This window comes from Stenotrophomonas sp. YJH_SMC_21 (assembly GCF_059369555.1).
In genome coordinates, this window is the sequence record NZ_JCAFSU010000002.1 from 412,784 (window position 1) to 430,156 (window position 17,373).

Below are 17,373 nucleotides of genomic sequence, written 5' to 3' on the forward strand. Positions count from 1 at the left end.
TACACGCGTCATCACGATCACACGGAGTAATCGCATGTCTCGTCGTCGCTTCGCATTCTCGCACCACCCGCTCACCCACGCCGTCGCCTGCGGCTTGTTGCTGGCCGGCAGCAGCGCCACCGTACTCGCCCAGGACAGCAGCAAGGCCGCGACCAACCTCGACCGGGTCACGGTCACCGGCTCGCTGATCCCGCAGACGCAGATCGAAAACCAGACGCCGGTGCTGACCATCAGCGCCGAGGCGATTCAGGCGCGCGGTTTCTCCAGCGTTGCCGAAGTGTTGCAGCAGTCCTCGTTGACCACCGGCGGCCTGCAAGGCGGCCAGACCTCGGCATCCTTCACCCAGGGTGCTGAAGCGGCTGGCATGTTCGGCTTGAACCCGGGCTACACCAAGTACCTGATCAACGGCCGCCCGATGCTCTCGTATCCGGCGCTGTACAACGGCAGCGACGCGTTCAACAACATCAGCGGCATCCCCATCGACATCGTCGACCGCATCGAGGTGCTGCCGGGTGGCCAGTCATCCCTGTACGGTTCGGACGCGATCGCCGGCGTGGTCAACATCATCCTCAAGGAACGCATGGACGGCGGCACGCTGAACGTGCGCGGCGGCGCCTATTCCGATGGCGGTGGCGCCAGCTTCCGCGTGAGCGGCGCCAACGGCTTCAACAGCAAGGACGATCGCTTCCGCGCCCTGGTCAATGTGCAGTATGAAAAGACCAACCCGATCTGGGGTTACCAGCGCGACATCACCAAGCAGAACAATCCGCATGGCTACACGCGCCAGCTGCCCTCGAACGACTTCCTGGTCTTCGACGCGGATACCAATGATTTCCTGATGATGGATCCGAACAACTGCGCCGGCGTTTCCGGCCAGTTCGGCGGCACCACCATCCTCGGTACGCGCCGCGCTGGACAATCCTGCGGCTCCGCGTTCGGTGCGGGTTACAAGACGATCAAGAACAGCAAGGAAAGCAGCCAGTTCTATTCGTCGCTGACCTACGATGTGAATGACAACCTGCAGCTGTTCGGCGATGTCCTCTACAGCTACGAAACCGTCAAGTACAACACCGGTGCCGGCTACAACTACTGGGGCACGGACATCAGCATGGGTCCGTTCTTCGATCAGTCCAGTGGTCGCTATCTGGGGCTGCAACGCGTGTTCGCACCCGAAGACATCGGCGGCATTGGCTACCGCGACATCATGAATACCGACCGCAGCAAGTCCTATCAGGTCACGCTCGGTGCACGCGGCGCGATCGGCAGCAACTGGGACTACGAGGCCAGCGTCACCCGCGGCGAGTACAAGCTCAACGAGCGTGGCTATGCACGCTGGAACGACCCGATCAACAACTGGTTCGCCGACAACGTGCTGGGACCGGTGCTGGGCCAGACCGACGACGGCTACAACATCTACAACCCGAACTGGGGTGCTTTCTATTCCCAGCTGCCGCAAGGGGCCTTCCAGAGCTTCACCGGCTTCACCACCAGCCGCAGCCGCACCTGGCAGACCCAGACCCGCGCGCAGATCACCAACAGCTCGCTGTTCAAGCTGCCCGGTGGCGACGCCGGCTTTGCCGCCGTGGTTGAAGGCGGCAGCGAAGGGTGGAACTACACGCCGGACGTGCGCCTGACCGACGGCACAGTGTTCGGTACCACCTCGGTGGCGGGCAACGGCCATCGCAGCAACTACGCTGTCACCAGCGAACTGCGTCTGCCGTTGCATGACATGCTGACGGTCACCGCTTCCGGCCGCTACGACAACTTCAAGATCGCCGGCCATACCGTAGACAAGCCCACCTACAGCATCGGCCTCGAGTTCCGCCCCTTCGAAAGCCTGCTGGTCCGCGGCAAGTACGGCACCGCGTTCCGCGCCCCGTCCCTGCCCGATGCCTTCCAGGGCAAGAGCGGCTACTACGCCAATGGGTCCAAGGATTACTACCGCTGTGGCCAGCTCGGGTTCGATCCGTCCAACACGGTCGACTGCCGCTACGGCAGCGTGTCGGTGTTCGGCACCCAGTCGGGCAATCCGGAGCTGAAGCCGATTACCGCCGATGTGTGGAACGCGGGCCTGGTGTGGGCGCCGATCAACAACCTGTCGGTGTCCCTGGACTACTACAACTGGAAGATCAAGAACGAGGTCAACACCCTCAGCTCCGACCAGTTGCTGCTCGCCGAGTACTACTGCCGCAACGGCCTGACCAACACCGCTGGCGCCACCTGCGAGGAAGTGGCCAACTGGGTCACCCGTGATGCCACCGGCGCGCTGGAGGAGATCTACACGCCGAAGCTGAACGTGGCACGGCAGAACCTCGAGGCGGTCACTGCCAGCTTCAAGTACGTGCAGGACATCGGTCGCTTCGGTTCGCTGCAGTTCTCCAGCAACTACACCAACATGCTCAAGCGTGAACTGCAGCCGCAGCTCAACGACCCGTTCCTGGATCTGCTGGGCAACCCGTACGCAATGTGGGTGTACGACTCCTACGCCAAGGTCCGGGCTGACGGCTCGATCGGCTGGGCGATCGACAAGTTCACCACCACGCTGTACTTCAATTACATCGGCCGCACGCCGAACTACCTGTCGTACCTGGGCCGTGGCTATGACTATGTCGATCCGACGTCCGGCTACAAGGCTGGCAAGTGGGGCTCTTACACGACGTACAACCTGAGCGTGAACTACCGCGCGATGGACAACCTGACGTTCTCGCTGATGGTCAACAACCTGTTCAACAAGGTGCCGGACAACCAGCAGCACTCCTACGCGGGCAACATCGACGTGCCGTACAACAACTCGCTCTACAACGCCTACGGGCGCGCTATCTACGTCCAGGCCCAGTACGACTTCGGCAGGAAGTAAGCACAGCCAAACGCACATGGAAGCAGAGGCCCCGCTCCGGCGGGGCTTTTTTTTGCCTGCGTGGGTCTTCCACCGCTTCTCTCCGGATGCTGCGCGTCGGTGACCATCCTTGATCGTTCGCGGCTGGATTCATGAATGTCAGAAAAATATGACAATTCCACCTCATGCAGCGATCGCGCCACCCATCACATGACAATGATTTTAGATGTATTTTCGCAGAACTTAGCTTCAATATTGCGTTTTTTTACCAACCCGGAGTTTTTCCAAGTCTTGTCACCTAAAAAATTTCATTCAGGATTCATTGCATTTTTGTTCACGAGGCATTTATAAATGAGGCACGCCGTTTGTGACCGCATTCCTGTTTGGCCACGAGGCGCACCCACTACACCCCGGAGAGAGTCCTGATGCAAACGAAGTTCTGGCGCCGCGCGGCGCTGGCTACCGCCCTGTCTGGTTGCCTTTTCTCGATCGCCCACGCTCAGTCCGTGACCGGTTACATCTACGGCCAGGCGCCGGCCGGCGCGGGTTCGAGCGTGGTTGTCCGCAACCTGGGGACCGGCGCCACGCGCACCCTGCCGGTTGATGCCAATGGTCGCTACCGCGTGTCCGACCTGCCCAACGGCCGCTACTCGGTGGAACTGCGCCGTGACGGCGCCACGGTCACGACACAGAATGACGTGGCGGTCAACATCGCCTCCGGCACCGAGGTCTCCTTCGCCGGCGGCAAGGCGACTGATCTGGACGGCATCGTGGTGCGCGCCGCGTCGATGGCATCGATCGACGTTTCGCAGGTCGATACCCGGACCGTCTTCAGCTACGAAGACCTGCGCAGCCTTCCGCTGCCGCGCGACATCACTGCTGTTGCCCTGCTGGCACCCGGTGCGATCGCCAGCAACAGCTACAGCGGCGTACCCAGCTTCGGCGGTTCTGCTGCGTCGGAGAATGCCTATTACATCAACGGCTTTGCGGTAACCAACCCGCTGACCAGCATCGGCTCGACCACACTGCCCTTTGAGGCCATCGCCCAGGAACAGGTCCTCACCGGCGGCTATGGCGCGGACTTTGGGCGCTCCACCGGTGGCGTGGTCAACATCGTGACCCGTCGCGGCACCAACGAATGGAAGGCCGGTGCGTACGAGATCTGGAGCCCGGAATCGCTGCGCGCATCTCCGCGCAACATGTATTACGCCAACACCGGCCACTTCACCGCCAATGATCCGCGCGGCGCGGCTTACCAGACCGATGGCAAGCTGTATCAGTACCGCAACAAGAACAACTCCTGGCAGAACACCACCGGTGCCTATGTCGGCGGCCCGATCGTCCAGGACAAGCTGTTCTTCTTCGTCAACGGCGAGTTCACCAAGACTGACGGCACCAGCGCCCGCTACGCGACCAACACCAGCCCGGCCAACCTGACCCGCGGTTGGAACGAGTACACCTATGAATATCCGCGCTGGACGGCGAAGATCGACTGGAACATCACCGACAACCACGTCATCGAGCTGACAGGTGTGTCTGACGTTACCAAGTACGACGCCGAGTACTACTCGTTCGACTACAACAAGTTCACACATGGCGACGTGCAGACCGGCGGCATCAGCACCAAGGAAGACTCCAAACTCTACATCGGCAAGTACACCGGCTACCTGACCGACAACCTGACCCTGTCGGCGCTGTACGGTCGCCAGAAGATCGAACACTCGCAGGGCCTGTACAACTACGACGCAAGCTGCCCGTACATCAGTGCCGGAACCACTGCACGCGTGCCGGGCCTGAACTACAGCGGCTGCCAGAGCACGACCTCGCTGGTCAACGCCGACGGCGCCTTCGACGAGACCAAGGGCGGGCGTATCGACCTGACCTGGCGTCTGGGCAACCATGAACTCCGCTTCGGCTTCGACCGCCAGGATGCAGAGTCGCTGACCGGCACCGAGTATCCGGGCGGCTACGGCTGGATCTATCGTCGCTCCACCAACCCGAACACCCCGATCGATGCATCGCACGGCGTGAGCTCGGCAGCTTCCGGTGGCGGCCTGGGCGCACAGGGCTACTACGTCTATCGCCTGTACAGCACCAAGCTGGCACAGCCGAAGACCGAGCAGGCCTCGCAGTACATCGAAGACCGCTGGCAGGTTTCGGACAACGTTTTGCTATCGCTGGGTCTGCGCAACGAACAGTTCACCAACTACACCGGCACGGGCGAGAAGTATGCGAGCCAGAAGACGCAGCTGGCACCGCGTCTGGGCGTGGCCTGGGACGTTCATGGCGACTCGTCGCTGAAGTTGTTCGCCAATGCCGGTCGCTACCACCTGGCCATGCCGAACAACGTGGCAGTGCGTGCAGCCTCCGGCTCGCTCAACACCAACGAGTACTTCACCTACACCGGCGTCGATCCGACCACCGGTGCACCGACGGGGCTCAATTCCATTCCGGTCGATGCCTCGAAGGGGTACCTGTGCCCGGGCACCAACGCTGTCGCCAGCAACCTGGAATGCGGCAATGCGCCGAATCCGCGCACCTTGGCCGCAGTGGACATGAAGTCGCACTACCAGGACGAGTACATCATTGGCATGGAGCAGCAGCTTGCGGCTGATACCGTCTGGGGCGCGAAGTTCACCTACCGCGAACTGAAGAGCGCGATCGACGACACCTGCACCCCCGCGCTGGGCGGCGCATGCTTCCTGTTCAACCCCGGCGTGGGCAACACCTTCTGGGAAGAACAGGCCGATGGCAGCTACGAGAAGGTGCACTATTCGGCAGCTGACCTTGGCCTGCCCAAGCTCAAGCGCAAGTACTACGCGCTGGACCTGTTCCTGGAGAAGCGTACGGACAACTGGTACGGCAAGGTCATGTACACCTTCAGCCGCAACTACGGCAATACCGAAGGCCAGCTGAACTCCGACCTGGATACCGGTACCGGTGGCCAGGAAGATGTGTCGGTCACTCAGGACTGGGATCTGCCGCAGCTGATGCAGGGCGCCAATGGGCTGCTGCCGAACCACCGTGGCCATGTGCTCAAGGCGTTCGGCTACATGAAGCTGACCCCCGAGTGGCGCGTGGGTGGCAGCCTGACCGTTGCCGAAGGTCGTCCGAACAACTGCACCAGCATGTACCCGACCCCAGACAAGGGCCTCTACGATGGCTCCTACTATTGGTACTGCGGCCTGCCGGGCAGCGGCACCACACCGGGCACGGCCGGTTACGTGCCGCCGTCGGCGGACTACGGTTCCTCGCCGCGCGGTTCGCACGGCAAGGCGCCGTGGCAGTTCAACCTGGGGCTGAATGTCGCGTACACGCCGGATTGGGCGAAGGGCCTGACCCTGCAGGCCGATGTGATCAACCTGCTGAATCGCCAGGTGGCTGGCAGCACGTACTCGCGTTACGCCGCCTCGCCGTACCGCGGCGCAGCGGACTACAACCCGGAGTACGGTCGTGACCTGAACTACTCGACCCCGCGCTACTTCCGCTTCACTGCCCGATACGATTTCTGATCATCCGGCAGCATCGTTGACCCGGAGGGCCCGTGCGATCCGCACGGGCCCTTCTTTTTTCCTTTCGTGGCGCGTCGCCGTCGGCCCCTTGCGCCCGGCCATGACCTTCGACACCCTTGCAGGGCAGGCCGGCGGCGTATCGTTCGGCCCACGGCCGTCCCTGCGGCCCTTCCCTGACTCACTCGGCCTGGAGGCCATCAAAGTGACCCGTACTCCCAAGATCGTGCTGCTGACCCTGGCCGTTTCGGCCGCGCTGGTTGGCTGCGGCAAGAACGAAACCCCGGCCAAGGACGCCACCGCCTCCACGCCGGCTGCGGCCGAAGCCACAAACTACACGCTGGACGAGAGCAAGCTGCCGGCCTACAACGCCTTCCAGCCCAGCGACCTCGATACCAGCAAGGACGCCTGCGGCGCCTTCGGCGACTACGTGAACAGCAAGTGGCTGGCCGCCAATGAAATCCCGGGCGACCGCACCAGCTGGGGCGCCTTCACCATCCTCGACGAGCGTTCGGTGGCCGTGCAGCACCAGCTGGCCGAGCAGGTGGCACAGGTGAAGACCCCGAACCACATCGAGAAGATCGTCGGTGATCTGTGGGCCACCGGCATGGACGAGGCCAAGATCAACGCCCAGGGCATCGAGCCGCTGAAGGCCGACCTGACCGCGATCGATGGCCTGCAGGACAAGGCAGCCATCGCTAATTACCTGCGCTCCAGCGCCGCCAAGGGTGACAACGTTCTGTTCGGCTTCGGCGCCGAAGCCGACTTCAAGAACTCGGCCGTGAACATGGCCTACGCCAGCCAGGGCGGCCTGGGCCTGCCGGACAGCACCTACTACACCGATGCCAAGAACGCCGACAAGCTGAAGGCCTACCAGGCGCACGTCGCCAAGGTGCTGGAGCTGTCCGGCGTCGCCGCTGCCGACGCTGCCAAGCAGGCCGAGGACGTGGTCAAGTTCGAGACCCGCCTGGCCAAGGCGTCCAAGTCGCGTGTCGAACTTTCGCGCAACGTCGAGCTGTACTACAACCCGGTCACCGTGGCCGACGCGGACAAGCTGACCCCGAACTTCAGCTGGACCGAGTTCTTCAAGTCGCAGGGCGTGGCCGCACCGGAGAAGTTCTCGCTGGCCATGCCTGCCTTCCATGAGGAAGTGAGCAAGGCGCTGGGCGACACCGATCCGTCGGTGTGGCGTGCCTACCTGCGCTTCCACACCGTGGACAGCGCCTCGCCGTACCTGGCCGATGCCTTCGTGCAGGAGAACTACGAGTTCTACGGCAAGACCCTCAACGGCCAGAAGGAGCAGAAGCCGCGCTGGAAGCGTGTGCTGGGCACCATCGAGAATGACGCCGGTGAAGCCTTCGGCCAGCTGTACGTGAAGGTGGCCTTCTCGCCGGAAGCCAAGGCGAAGATGGAAGAACTGGTGAAGAACCTGGCCGCCTCGCTGAAGGACCGCATCCAGGGCCTGAGCTGGATGAGCGATGAAACCAAGGCCAAGGCCATCGCCAAGTGGGAAACCTTCACCCCGAAGATCGGCTACCCGGACAAGTGGCGTGACTGGTCGGGCCTGCAGACCCAGCGCGACAGCTTCCTGGGCAACGTGCGCGCGGCCAACGAATTCAACTACAAGTTCAACCTGTCCAAGATCGGCAAGCCGGTGGACAAGACCGAGTGGGGCATGACCCCGCAGACGGTCAACGCCTACTACAACCCGCTGCAGAACGAGATCGTGTTCCCGGCCGCCATCCTGCAACCGCCGTTCTTCGATCCGAAGGCCGACGACGCACTGAACTACGGCGGCATCGGCGCGGTGATCGGCCACGAAATGACCCACGGTTACGACGACCAGGGCGCACGTTTCGGGCCGACCGGCAACATGGAAGACTGGTGGACCGCCGCTGACAAGAAGAACTTCGAAGGCCTGACCGGCAAGCTGGTCAAGCAGTTCGACCAGTACAAGGTCGACGGCCAGGCGGTGAACGGCCACCTGACCCTGGGTGAGAACATCGCCGACCTGGGCGGCCTGGCTACCGCCTACGATGCCCTGCAGAAGGCCAGCGCCGGCAAGGACGACCCGAAGGTGGACGGCTTCACCCGCGACCAGCGCTTCTTCTTCAACTGGGCCACCGTGTGGCGCACCAAGTACACCCCGGAGAACGCCAAGGTCCGCCTGGCGACCGACCCGCACGCCCCGGCGCAGTTCCGCGCCATGGGTGCGCCGTCGAACCTGCCGACCTTCGCGGCCGCGTTCCAGTGCAAGGCCGGTTCGCCGATGGCCCGCAGCGGCGACCAGCAGGTGGTGATCTGGTAAGCCACGGCTGACGCCGCGGCAGACCTGCAGAGGCCCGGGAATTCCCGGGCCTTTGTTTTTCCGGGGTGTTTTTCATCCACGCATGGTGTGGATCCAATGATCTCGGCGCTCCCCGCTAGCGGCCGACCCTGGTCGGCGAAAGCAGCGTGATGCGTGCATGCCGCGTCGATGCGCGGCTTGCTATAGTGCGCGCGCCCTCAATCCATCACGGATTCGTTCCACATGCCCAATTTCCGTCCGCTTGCCATCGCCCTGGGCATCAGCCTGGCGACCCTGGTCCCGACCCATGATGCGTTCGCCGCCGCCAAGAAGAAGGCCGCGCGCGCCCCGGCCGTCAGCGCCCAGTGCAGCGACTTCTATGACGCCACCAACGCAGGCTGGCTGAAGGCCAACCCGGTGCCACAGACCGGTGCCACCACCGCGCTGGGCCAGTTGGTCGACCGCAGCCGTCAGCAGCAGCGTGAACTGCTCGACGCAGCGATGAAGGCGCCGCAGGGCAACGTGCAGAAACTGCTGGGCGACTTCTGGGCCAGCGGCCTGGACGAAGCCGCCGTGGAAGCCGACGGATCCAATCCGATCGCCCCGCTGCTGACCCGCATCAACGCGATCAAGAAGGCCAAGGATGTGCCGGCCTCGATCGCCGCGTTGCACCAGGTCGGCATCCCGGTGGCCTTCAACTTCGGCCCGGACGTGGACCTGAAGGCGCTGGACCGCCACATCGGTTACTTCATGCAGGGCGGCATGGGCCTGCCGGACCCGGCGTTCTACACCCGCACCGACGCCGACACCGTGGCGCTGATGGGCCGCTACCGCGCCTACGTCAAGCAGATCCTGGCGCTGACCGGCACCCCGGCCGCCAAGCTGGATGCCGAGTCGCAGGCGGTGATCGCGCTGGAATCCGAACTGGCGCGCAATGCGCAGTCGCTGGCCGGCATCAACAACCCGTTCAACAACTACGCGCCGATCTCCACCAAGGAGCTCAACAGCCGCTACCGCAACCTGCAGCTGGATGCCTTCCTGAAGGCCCAGGGCGTGGACGACGATCTGGTCTCGCTGGCCGACCCGGGCCTGTTCAAGCAGCTCGATGGCATGGTCACCAAGCTCAAGCCGGACCAGTGGAAGGCCTACCTGCGCTGGCGCGTGGGCGACTCGATGGCGCCCTACCTGTCCAAGGCCTACCGCGACGCCGAATTCGAATTCCGCGGCCGCGTGCTGCGTGGCGAAACCCTGCCGCCGCAGCGCTGGGAAGACGTGCTGGAGGCGATCAACGTGGCCGCCGGCCCGATGCTCGGTCGCGAATACGCCGCCCGTTACCTGTCGGCCGAAGACCGTCGCCAGGCCGCATGGATCGTCGACAAGGTGCGCGAAGTGCAGATCGAAGCGGTCAAGAACAGCAGCTGGATGAGTGCCGAAGCCAAGACCGAAGCGCAGGCCAAGCTGGCCGCGCTGAAGATCGAGATCGGCACCCCGTTGCGCGACCTCGACTACAGCGTGCAGCCGATGGGCCGCGGCTCGTTCGGCGGCAACATGCTGATCGCGTCGACCTGGCGCCATCGCGAGGAAATGAAGCGCATCGGCAAGGGCAACGCCGACCGCCGCTGGGACGTGCTGCCGCAGCAGCCGTCGCTGGCCTACGATCTGGCGCAGAACCGCCTGATCGTCACCGCTGCGATCCTGCAGGGGCCGGTGTTCAACGCCAAGGCCGACGCTGCCGACAAGTTCGGCAGCTTCGGTGGCCTGGTCGGCCACGAGCTGACCCGTGCGATCGATGCCAAGGGCGCACTGGTCGATGCCAAGGGCGAACTGCGCAGCTGGTGGACCCCGGCCGACAAGACCGCCTGGACCCTGCTCGGCAATCGCGTGGCCGCGCAGTACAGCGCGTACGACTTCCCGGGCGTGAAGGGTGCCAAGGTCAACGGCACGCTCACCCAGGAAGAGAACCTGGCCGACATCGCCGGCCTGGAACTGGCGTGGGCCGCGTACACCGCGCAGGAGCCGAAGGCCAAGCCGGCACAGCAACAGGGCTTCTTCCGCGCGTGGTCGGCGTTGTGGGCGCAGCAGCTGTCGCCGAACGAGGCCGTGCGTCGCCTGACCGCCGACATCCGTGCACCGGGCCTGTGGCGCAGCAACGGCACGCTGGCCAACCTGCCGGCGTTCGGTGCCACCTTCAGCTGCAAGGCCGGCCAGCCGATGCAGCGCAGCGAAGCCGAGCAGATCAAGGTCTGGCGCTGAGCTAACTGCTGCAACTGGTAATGCAGAGGGCGCCTTCGGGCGCCCTTTTTTCGCTTGGCGACCCAAAAAAGGGACCCCGGCATGGCCGGGGTCCAGGTCGTTTTCTGGAGAGATCGATCAGGTGCTGCGATCAGAAGTCGTAGGACGCACTGACACGAACCGAACGAGGCGCGCTGAAGTAGGTACCCATGCCGTAGGTGTTGGACACCGTGTAGGGGCCATCTTCATAGACCGCGTCAGACTGCACGGCGCGACGCTGGTTCAGCACATTGAAAACATCCAGGCTGAAAGCCAGCTTGTGATCGGCAAACGAAGGGCGATACATCACGCCCAGATCCAGGCGGGTCGTCCAGGGCTGCCGGCCGGCGTCACCCGGACGCGACGGCTTGCCACCGCAATAGTGATAGGCCGCGTCGTAGCCCAGCGGATCACTCTCATCGGTGCCGTAGTAGCCCAGGCAGCTCTTCGGCGCCCCCGACATGATCCGCAGGGTGGCCGACGCCGACCACTCGTCGTTGAACATATAGGCGCCATAGCCCTTCAGCTGGTGACGGCGGTCGTTCGCCAGATAGCCACCGGCGTATTCCATCAGTGCCGCGGCATCCCAGTCCTGGGTCTTGGAGACGTCATCCTGGCCGATATCCGACTTCACCTGGCCTTCGGTATTGCCGAAGCTGCGCGACCAGGTGTAATCCAGACGTCCGTACCACTTGTCGCTCAGCGGGTGCTCGATGAACAGATCGACGGCGATGTAGTCACGCTTGGCCTTCTTGTTGCCGTAACCCCAGTCGGCGGAGCTCATCTGCACCGGCGTGTAACCCGAGCCATCCGCGTGTCGGATCATGAAGGTGTTGGTCTTGCCCGGATTGAAGATCACACAGCCCGGGACATCGAGATTGCTGTCGTCGACGCCCATCGCGGCAAGCTTGTCGTGGATGCGATCGGAGTCACAGGTATCGTCGATGGCCGTCTGCAGGCGACGATAGGTGAACTTGGCACCGGAGCTCCAGCGCTCGCCCAGCGTCTTCTCGAAGCCAAGGATCAGCTCGTCCTGGTACTGCGACTTCAGGTCGGTCGGCGCAATCGACAACGGATCAGGGGTCTGGCCATATTCATTGTTGGCTGACACCGGGCCCGGGCCCAGAGCGGTCAACCCGGTCGGGTTGCCGTTGGCATCAATTCCGCTATAGGTGAAGTACTCGCGGGTGAACGTCGAGGCGGAAGCACCACGAATAGCAACGCTGTTGGGCAACGCCAGGTAGTAGCGGCCCAGGTTGGCGAACACCTTCAGCGACGAATCGCCAAACACATCCCAGCTCGCGCCCAGACGCGGCGCCCACTGGTCACCGCTGTCGACGTAAGGCTTGGCCGCACTGTTGTAGTTGGTGAACTTGTCATTGCGGATGCCGAGGGTCACCAACCAGTTCGGCGTGACCTGCCAGCGGTCCTCCAGATAGTAGGCCTTCTGCTTGACCGACATGCTGGTGGTCGTGGAGAAGATGTACTTCTGCACGAAGTAGCCATTGCCGCCCGGCGGGGTGATATCAAAGCCCGGATTCGGCGACGAGGCCGGATCAACACGACCATAGATCCAGGCATACCCCGGCCCGGTCATCGCCTGACCTTCGTTATGCCCCTGGAAGTACATGTTATCGATACCACCGGTCAGCTCGTGGTTGCCGATGCGGTACTGCAGGTCTACACGCAGGCCTCGGGTCTTGCTGCCCGCATCTGACGACTTGGTATAGAGCGCCGACTGGTCGTTGCGGATGGGGCGGCCACCGGTAATGGACGGATCCTGATTGCCCGGGCTGCTGAGATAGGGGTTGGCCGTATCCAGCGGATTCGACTCCAGATTGCTCTCCTTGCTGCGACCCCATACCGCACTCAGGGTCAGGTCATCGTTCAGGTAGCCGGTGTACTTGAAGATGTCAAAGTCGTCCTTGAGCTTCGTGGTGTTCGGGAACGTGCCGGTGCGATCACCTTCGGCCAGGTCCTCGTAGTCGAACGATCGGTAGTAGCCACCGTTGCGATCGGTGTTCTGCACGCGGGTGTATTCCAGCGTATTGCTATCGTTGATGTTCCAGTCGATCTTTCCATAGAACTTCGGCGCATCAATGGTGTAGTGGTTGCGCACCTGCTGCGTTGCTGCAGAGCTGTTCGTGGACACACCTTCGGTGCGGTCCTTTTCCGCAGCCAAGTGAATGAACAGACGATCCTCGATCAGCGGGCCACTGGCATAGCCACTGTAGGTGGTACGCGTGGCGACATCGTCCTTGCGGTAGCGATAGAGCGAACCAGGCAACGAGTCATCGGTGTAGCTGTATCCATCTGGCAGCTGGCGATTGGGATAGATGACAGTGGCCGCAGAAGCCGACAGCGAGTCCGGGGCCCAGGTGGCCTGCACGCCGAAATGCCATTCATTGGTGCCGCGCTTGCCGAGCTGGTTGATCACACCACCGGTGGAGCGCCCGTATCCCGCTCCGTAGCCGCCCATGAACGTTTCCTGCTGGTCGATCGACCCATAGGGCAGGCTGATACCACCCAGGTTGCTGAGCGGATTGTTGGCCAGGAAGCCATTCAGATAGTAGGCATTCTCAGTAACACTGGAACCACCGAAAGACAGCACCGAACGCGAGCCGTTGCTGAACGCGCCACTGCCTGCGACAACACCTGGCGCGAGCAATGCGATGGCTTCGGCGCTACGCCCCAGTGGCAACACATCCAGTTGCTCGGACGTAATGACCGACTTGGACACCGTATTGGTGACATCGATCTTCGGCACATTCGCCGCGACGACGTTCACGGCCTCCAGCGTGGTGGCGGCACTGCTGCCACCGGCAAACGACACCTCGGTGCCAACGCCGACCTTCAGCAGAACATTCTCGCGCTGATCGACGGTCTGGCCGTCACGCTGCTGGATGATGGTGTACTTGCCCACCGGCAACGAGCCGAGGTTGTAGCGGCCATTGCTGTCGACGGTCGCCGAGCGTTTCAGGCCCGTATCGCTCTGCACGACGATGGTCGTGCCGGCAGGCGCACTGCCGTACAACGAACCGGTCGTGCTCTGCGCGGCTGCGGCGCCGATGAAAGAAGTCAGGACGACCGCCAAGGCGGTACGCTTCAACCTTGCGACGTGCTTGCTGCTGGTCATGGAGTTTCCTTGATTCGGTGAAGATCAGGCTGCAGTTGCAGAATTGCTGCACGGAAGCGACAGCTCCATGTAGCTGAACCAAATATTAATTTCATCAATTCTTAATTTGCAATGGCAGCTGAACAAAAATAACCAATTGAAATTGAAGGAAAAGTTTTGATACAAACATGAACTTTGTTCAAGTTTTGTTTATTAATCAGCCGCTTGCAGCCCGCTCCTCCCGTTTCCGCCCCCAGTCTCCGGTCACCGTGATACCCATCCCGGCTTAACACCCGGCGTGCTATCGCTGCGGCCTCGTCCATCGCGGAGCCCCGACATGGCACACAAGAACACCATCTGTGTCTGGTACGACAACGGCGCGCTCGAGGCCGCCACCTTCTATGCCAGCCTCCTGCCCGACAGCGCGGTCACCGCCGTGCATCACGCGCCGGGCGACTACCCGGATGGCAAGGAAGGCAACGTGCTGACCGTCGAATTCACCGTCTGCGGCGTTCCCTGCGTCGGCCTCAACGGCGGCAGCGCGTTCAAGCACAGCGAAGCGTTCTCCTTCCAGATCCAGACCGAGGACCAGGCCGAGACCGACCGTCTGTGGAATGCGATCGTCGGCAACGGTGGCCAGGAGAGCCAATGCGGCTGGTGCAAGGATCGCTGGGGCATCTCCTGGCAGATCAGCCCGCGCATGTTGATCGAAGCAGTGACCAGCAAGGACAAGGCACTGGCCAAGCGCGCCTTCAACGCGATGATGCCGATGAAGAAGATCGACATCGCCACCATCCAGGCCGCAATCCAAAAAGGCGACGGAGGGGATTAAGTCGTTTCTTCCCATCGCCGCTGGTCCCGTGCCAATTGCGACTTAATCCCCTCCGTCCCTTTTTTCAGAGGTGCTGATGTCCTGGGATGCAATCATCATCGGGGGTGGCCACAACGGTCTGGTCTGTGCGGCCTATCTGGCGAAGGCCGGAAAGAACGTGCTGGTCCTTGAACGGCGCGGCGTGCTCGGCGGAGCGGCGGTCACCGAGGAGTTCCATCCCGGCTTCCGCAACTCGGTGGCGTCGTACACGGTGTCGCTGTTGCAACCGAAGGTGATCGAAGACCTGCAACTGCATGCGCATGGGCTGCGCATTGTCACGCGCCCGGCCAACAACTTCCTGCCATTGCCCGACGACCGCTACCTGTTGTCGGCACCTGGCCGCACCCAGGCCGAAGTCGCTGGATTCTCCGCTCGGGATGCACAGCGCCTGCCAGCGTACGAAGCACGCCTGGAGATCTTCGCCGATGTACTGCGCGCGTGGGCTCTCCGCGCGCCACCGGACATCGGCGTCGCCGGCGGCTGGCGCGGCCTGCCCGCACTTTGGCAGATGGGGAAGCTCGGCCGCGAACTGGCGGCGCTGGATGCACCGCTGCGGCAGGAGCTGCTGGACCTGTTCACGCTGTCGGCGGCGGAATACCTGGACCGCTGGTTCGAGAGCGAGCCGATCAAGGCGCTGTTCGGCTTCGATGGCATCGTCGGCAACTACGCCAGTCCGTACACTCCGGGCAGCGCCTACGTGTTGCTGCACCACGTGTTCGGCCAGTGCAATGGCATGAAGGGTGCCTGGGGCCATGCGATGGGTGGCATGGGCGCGATAAGCCAGGCCATCGCCAGCGCGGCGCGCGAGGCCGGGGCCGAGCTGCGCGTGGATGCCGGCGTGCGACGGGTACTGACCGAACAGGGCCGCGCCGTGGGGGTGGAACTGGCCAACGGCGAAACCCTGCGTGCACGCGCGGTGGTCGCCAACGTCAATCCGAAGCTGCTGTACGAACAGCTGCTGGAGCCGGCGCAGGTACCGGCTGCCACACGCGCACGCATGACGAACTGGCGCTGCGGTTCCGGCACCTTCCGGATGAACGTGGCGCTGTCGCGGCTGCCGGAGTTCCGCGCCCTGCCCGGTCCGGGCGATCACCTCAGCGCCGGCATCATCATGGCACCCAGCCTGGACTACATGGATCGCGCCTGGCTGGATGCGCGCCGCGACGGTTGGTCGCGCGAACCGATCGTGGAAATGCTGATACCCAGTACGCTGGACGATTCACTGGCACCGCCCGGGCAGCATGTGGCCAGCCTGTTCTGCCAGCACGTGGCGCCGGTACTTCCTGATGGGCGTCACTGGGATGACCACCGCGAGACGGTAGCCGACCTGATGATCGCTACCGTTGAACGCTATGCGCCCGGCTTCGCTGACAGCGTGCTCGGTCGTCAGGTGCTGTCCCCGCTCGATCTGGAACGCACCTTCGGCCTGGTCGGCGGCGACATCTTCCACGGCGCACTGAGCGCCAACCAGTTGTTCTCGGCGCGGCCGATGGTCGGCCAGGCCGGCTATCGCGGCGCCCTTCCCGGCCTGTATCTGTGTGGGTCGGGTACCCATCCCGGCGGTGGTGTTACCGGTGCACCGGGGCACAATGCGGCGCAGGTGGTGCTGCGGGACCTGTAGCGGTGTGCCGACCAACGGTCGGCACCTGGGCGTCAAGTGATCCCATTCAAAGCGTGCCAACCAAGGTTGGCACCTACCCGCGTGGGAAAAGGTGTGCCGACCAACGGTCGGCACCTACGGCGTCAAATGATCCTTCGGATCATTTGACGCTGCGCAGATGGTTCGGGCGCTTCGGTGGGCCGGGCGGGCGGCGCTTGTTGAACGGCGGCTGCCCGCGCCAGTAACGGATCAGCAACCAGCCGAACAGCATGCCGCCCAGGTGCGCGAAATGGGCCACGCCCGGCTGCCAGCCGGTCATGCCCAGCACCAGTTCGCCCACGCCGAACAGGATCACGAAGGTCCGCGCCTTCATCGGGATCGGCGGGAACAGCAGCATCACCCGCTGGTTGGGAAACAGCATGCCGTAGGCCAGCAGCAGGCCAAACACGCCACCGGAGGCGCCCAGCACCGTCGCCGGGTTTTCCAGCAGCGTGCCCACCAGCAGCTGGCAGACGCCTGCACCAGCCACGCACACCAGGTAATACAGCAGGAAGCGCTTCTCGCCCCAGGTCTGCTCCAGCGGCGCGCCGAACATGAAGACCGCCAGCATGTTGAAGAACAGGTGGCCGAAGCTGCCATGCAGGAAGCCATAGGTCAGCAGCTGCCACGGCTGGAAGTTGCCGCCCGGCGAGAACGCATCGAAGCCCTGCTGCAGCGGTTGCAGCATGAACGGCTCGAAGGTCTGCATGCCGAGCAGGAACGGCTGCTGCAGCAGGAACAGGATCGCGTTGGCGATCAGCAGGGCCTTGGTGACGGTAGGCAGTCGCGGGAACATGGGAACACCGGCATGGAACGGCCTCCATCATAGCCGCAGCACCGTGTCG

General features: G+C 63.3%; 8 protein-coding genes. 6 read left to right on the top strand and 2 right to left on the bottom strand.

Annotated features, from left to right (window positions below; all coding sequences use genetic code 11):
• Positions 1–34: 34 nt before the first annotated feature.
• The 4 genes from AC5P67_RS04835 (at position 35) to AC5P67_RS04850 (ending at position 10,885) form a co-directional block, all read left to right on the top strand.
• On the top strand, positions 35–2,857 hold the full coding sequence (locus AC5P67_RS04835; protein WP_005410502.1) for a TonB-dependent receptor domain-containing protein: 2,823 nt from the start codon (positions 35–37) through the stop codon (positions 2,855–2,857).
• A 404-nt stretch (positions 2,858–3,261) separates the two neighbouring features.
• Positions 3,262–6,348 (top strand): TonB-dependent receptor, encoded by a 3,087-nt coding sequence (locus AC5P67_RS04840; protein WP_443028519.1) that lies wholly within the window; start codon positions 3,262–3,264, stop codon positions 6,346–6,348.
• A gap of 202 nt (positions 6,349–6,550) precedes the next feature.
• Entirely contained in the window at positions 6,551–8,653 is a 2,103-nt protein-coding gene (locus AC5P67_RS04845; RefSeq protein WP_443028520.1) for a M13 family metallopeptidase, read from the top strand.
• A 222-nt stretch (positions 8,654–8,875) separates the two neighbouring features.
• Positions 8,876–10,885 carry a M13 family metallopeptidase gene (locus AC5P67_RS04850; RefSeq protein ID WP_443028521.1) on the top strand — a complete coding sequence of 670 codons (2,010 nt, stop codon included), beginning with the start codon at positions 8,876–8,878 and terminating at the stop codon, positions 10,883–10,885.
• Positions 10,886–11,015: 130 nt separating this feature from the next.
• Here the strand turns inward: AC5P67_RS04850 and AC5P67_RS04855 are convergent, their stop codons facing one another.
• A complete protein-coding gene (locus AC5P67_RS04855; RefSeq protein ID WP_005410506.1) occupies positions 11,016–14,039 on the bottom strand; it encodes a TonB-dependent receptor in 3,024 nt (1,007 codons plus the stop codon).
• 316 nt (positions 14,040–14,355) lie between these two features.
• Here AC5P67_RS04855 and AC5P67_RS04860 point away from each other — a divergent pair, with 316 nt between their 5' ends.
• Positions 14,356–14,850 carry a VOC family protein gene (locus AC5P67_RS04860; protein ID WP_005414106.1) on the top strand — a complete coding sequence of 165 codons (495 nt, stop codon included), beginning with the start codon at positions 14,356–14,358 and terminating at the stop codon, positions 14,848–14,850.
• A gap of 76 nt (positions 14,851–14,926) precedes the next feature.
• The gene (locus AC5P67_RS04865; protein ID WP_111193407.1) at positions 14,927–16,510 is read left to right on the top strand and encodes a phytoene desaturase family protein; all 1,584 of its coding nucleotides are present in this window, start codon (positions 14,927–14,929) and stop codon (positions 16,508–16,510) included.
• 139 nt (positions 16,511–16,649) lie between these two features.
• Here the strand turns inward: AC5P67_RS04865 and AC5P67_RS04870 are convergent, their stop codons facing one another.
• Complete coding sequence (locus tag AC5P67_RS04870; RefSeq protein ID WP_005410509.1) at positions 16,650–17,324, bottom strand: rhomboid family intramembrane serine protease; 675 nt, start codon at positions 17,322–17,324, stop codon at positions 16,650–16,652.
• Between the last annotated feature and the right edge of the window lie 49 nt (positions 17,325–17,373).

What these genes read in the sequence shown, in the direction of transcription:
- AC5P67_RS04865 (WP_111193407.1), top strand. Translation starts at nt 14,927, where the DNA reads ATGTCCTGGGATGCAATCATCATCGGGGGTGGCCACAACGGTCTGGTC.
- AC5P67_RS04870 (WP_005410509.1), bottom strand. Translation starts at nt 17,324, where the DNA reads ATGTTCCCGCGACTGCCTACCGTCACCAAGGCCCTGCTGATCGCCAAC.
- AC5P67_RS04850 (WP_443028521.1), top strand. Translation starts at nt 8,876, where the DNA reads ATGCCCAATTTCCGTCCGCTTGCCATCGCCCTGGGCATCAGCCTGGCG.
- AC5P67_RS04855 (WP_005410506.1), bottom strand. Translation starts at nt 14,039, where the DNA reads ATGACCAGCAGCAAGCACGTCGCAAGGTTGAAGCGTACCGCCTTGGCG.
- AC5P67_RS04860 (WP_005414106.1), top strand. Translation starts at nt 14,356, where the DNA reads ATGGCACACAAGAACACCATCTGTGTCTGGTACGACAACGGCGCGCTC.
- AC5P67_RS04835 (WP_005410502.1), top strand. Translation starts at nt 35, where the DNA reads ATGTCTCGTCGTCGCTTCGCATTCTCGCACCACCCGCTCACCCACGCC.
- AC5P67_RS04840 (WP_443028519.1), top strand. Translation starts at nt 3,262, where the DNA reads ATGCAAACGAAGTTCTGGCGCCGCGCGGCGCTGGCTACCGCCCTGTCT.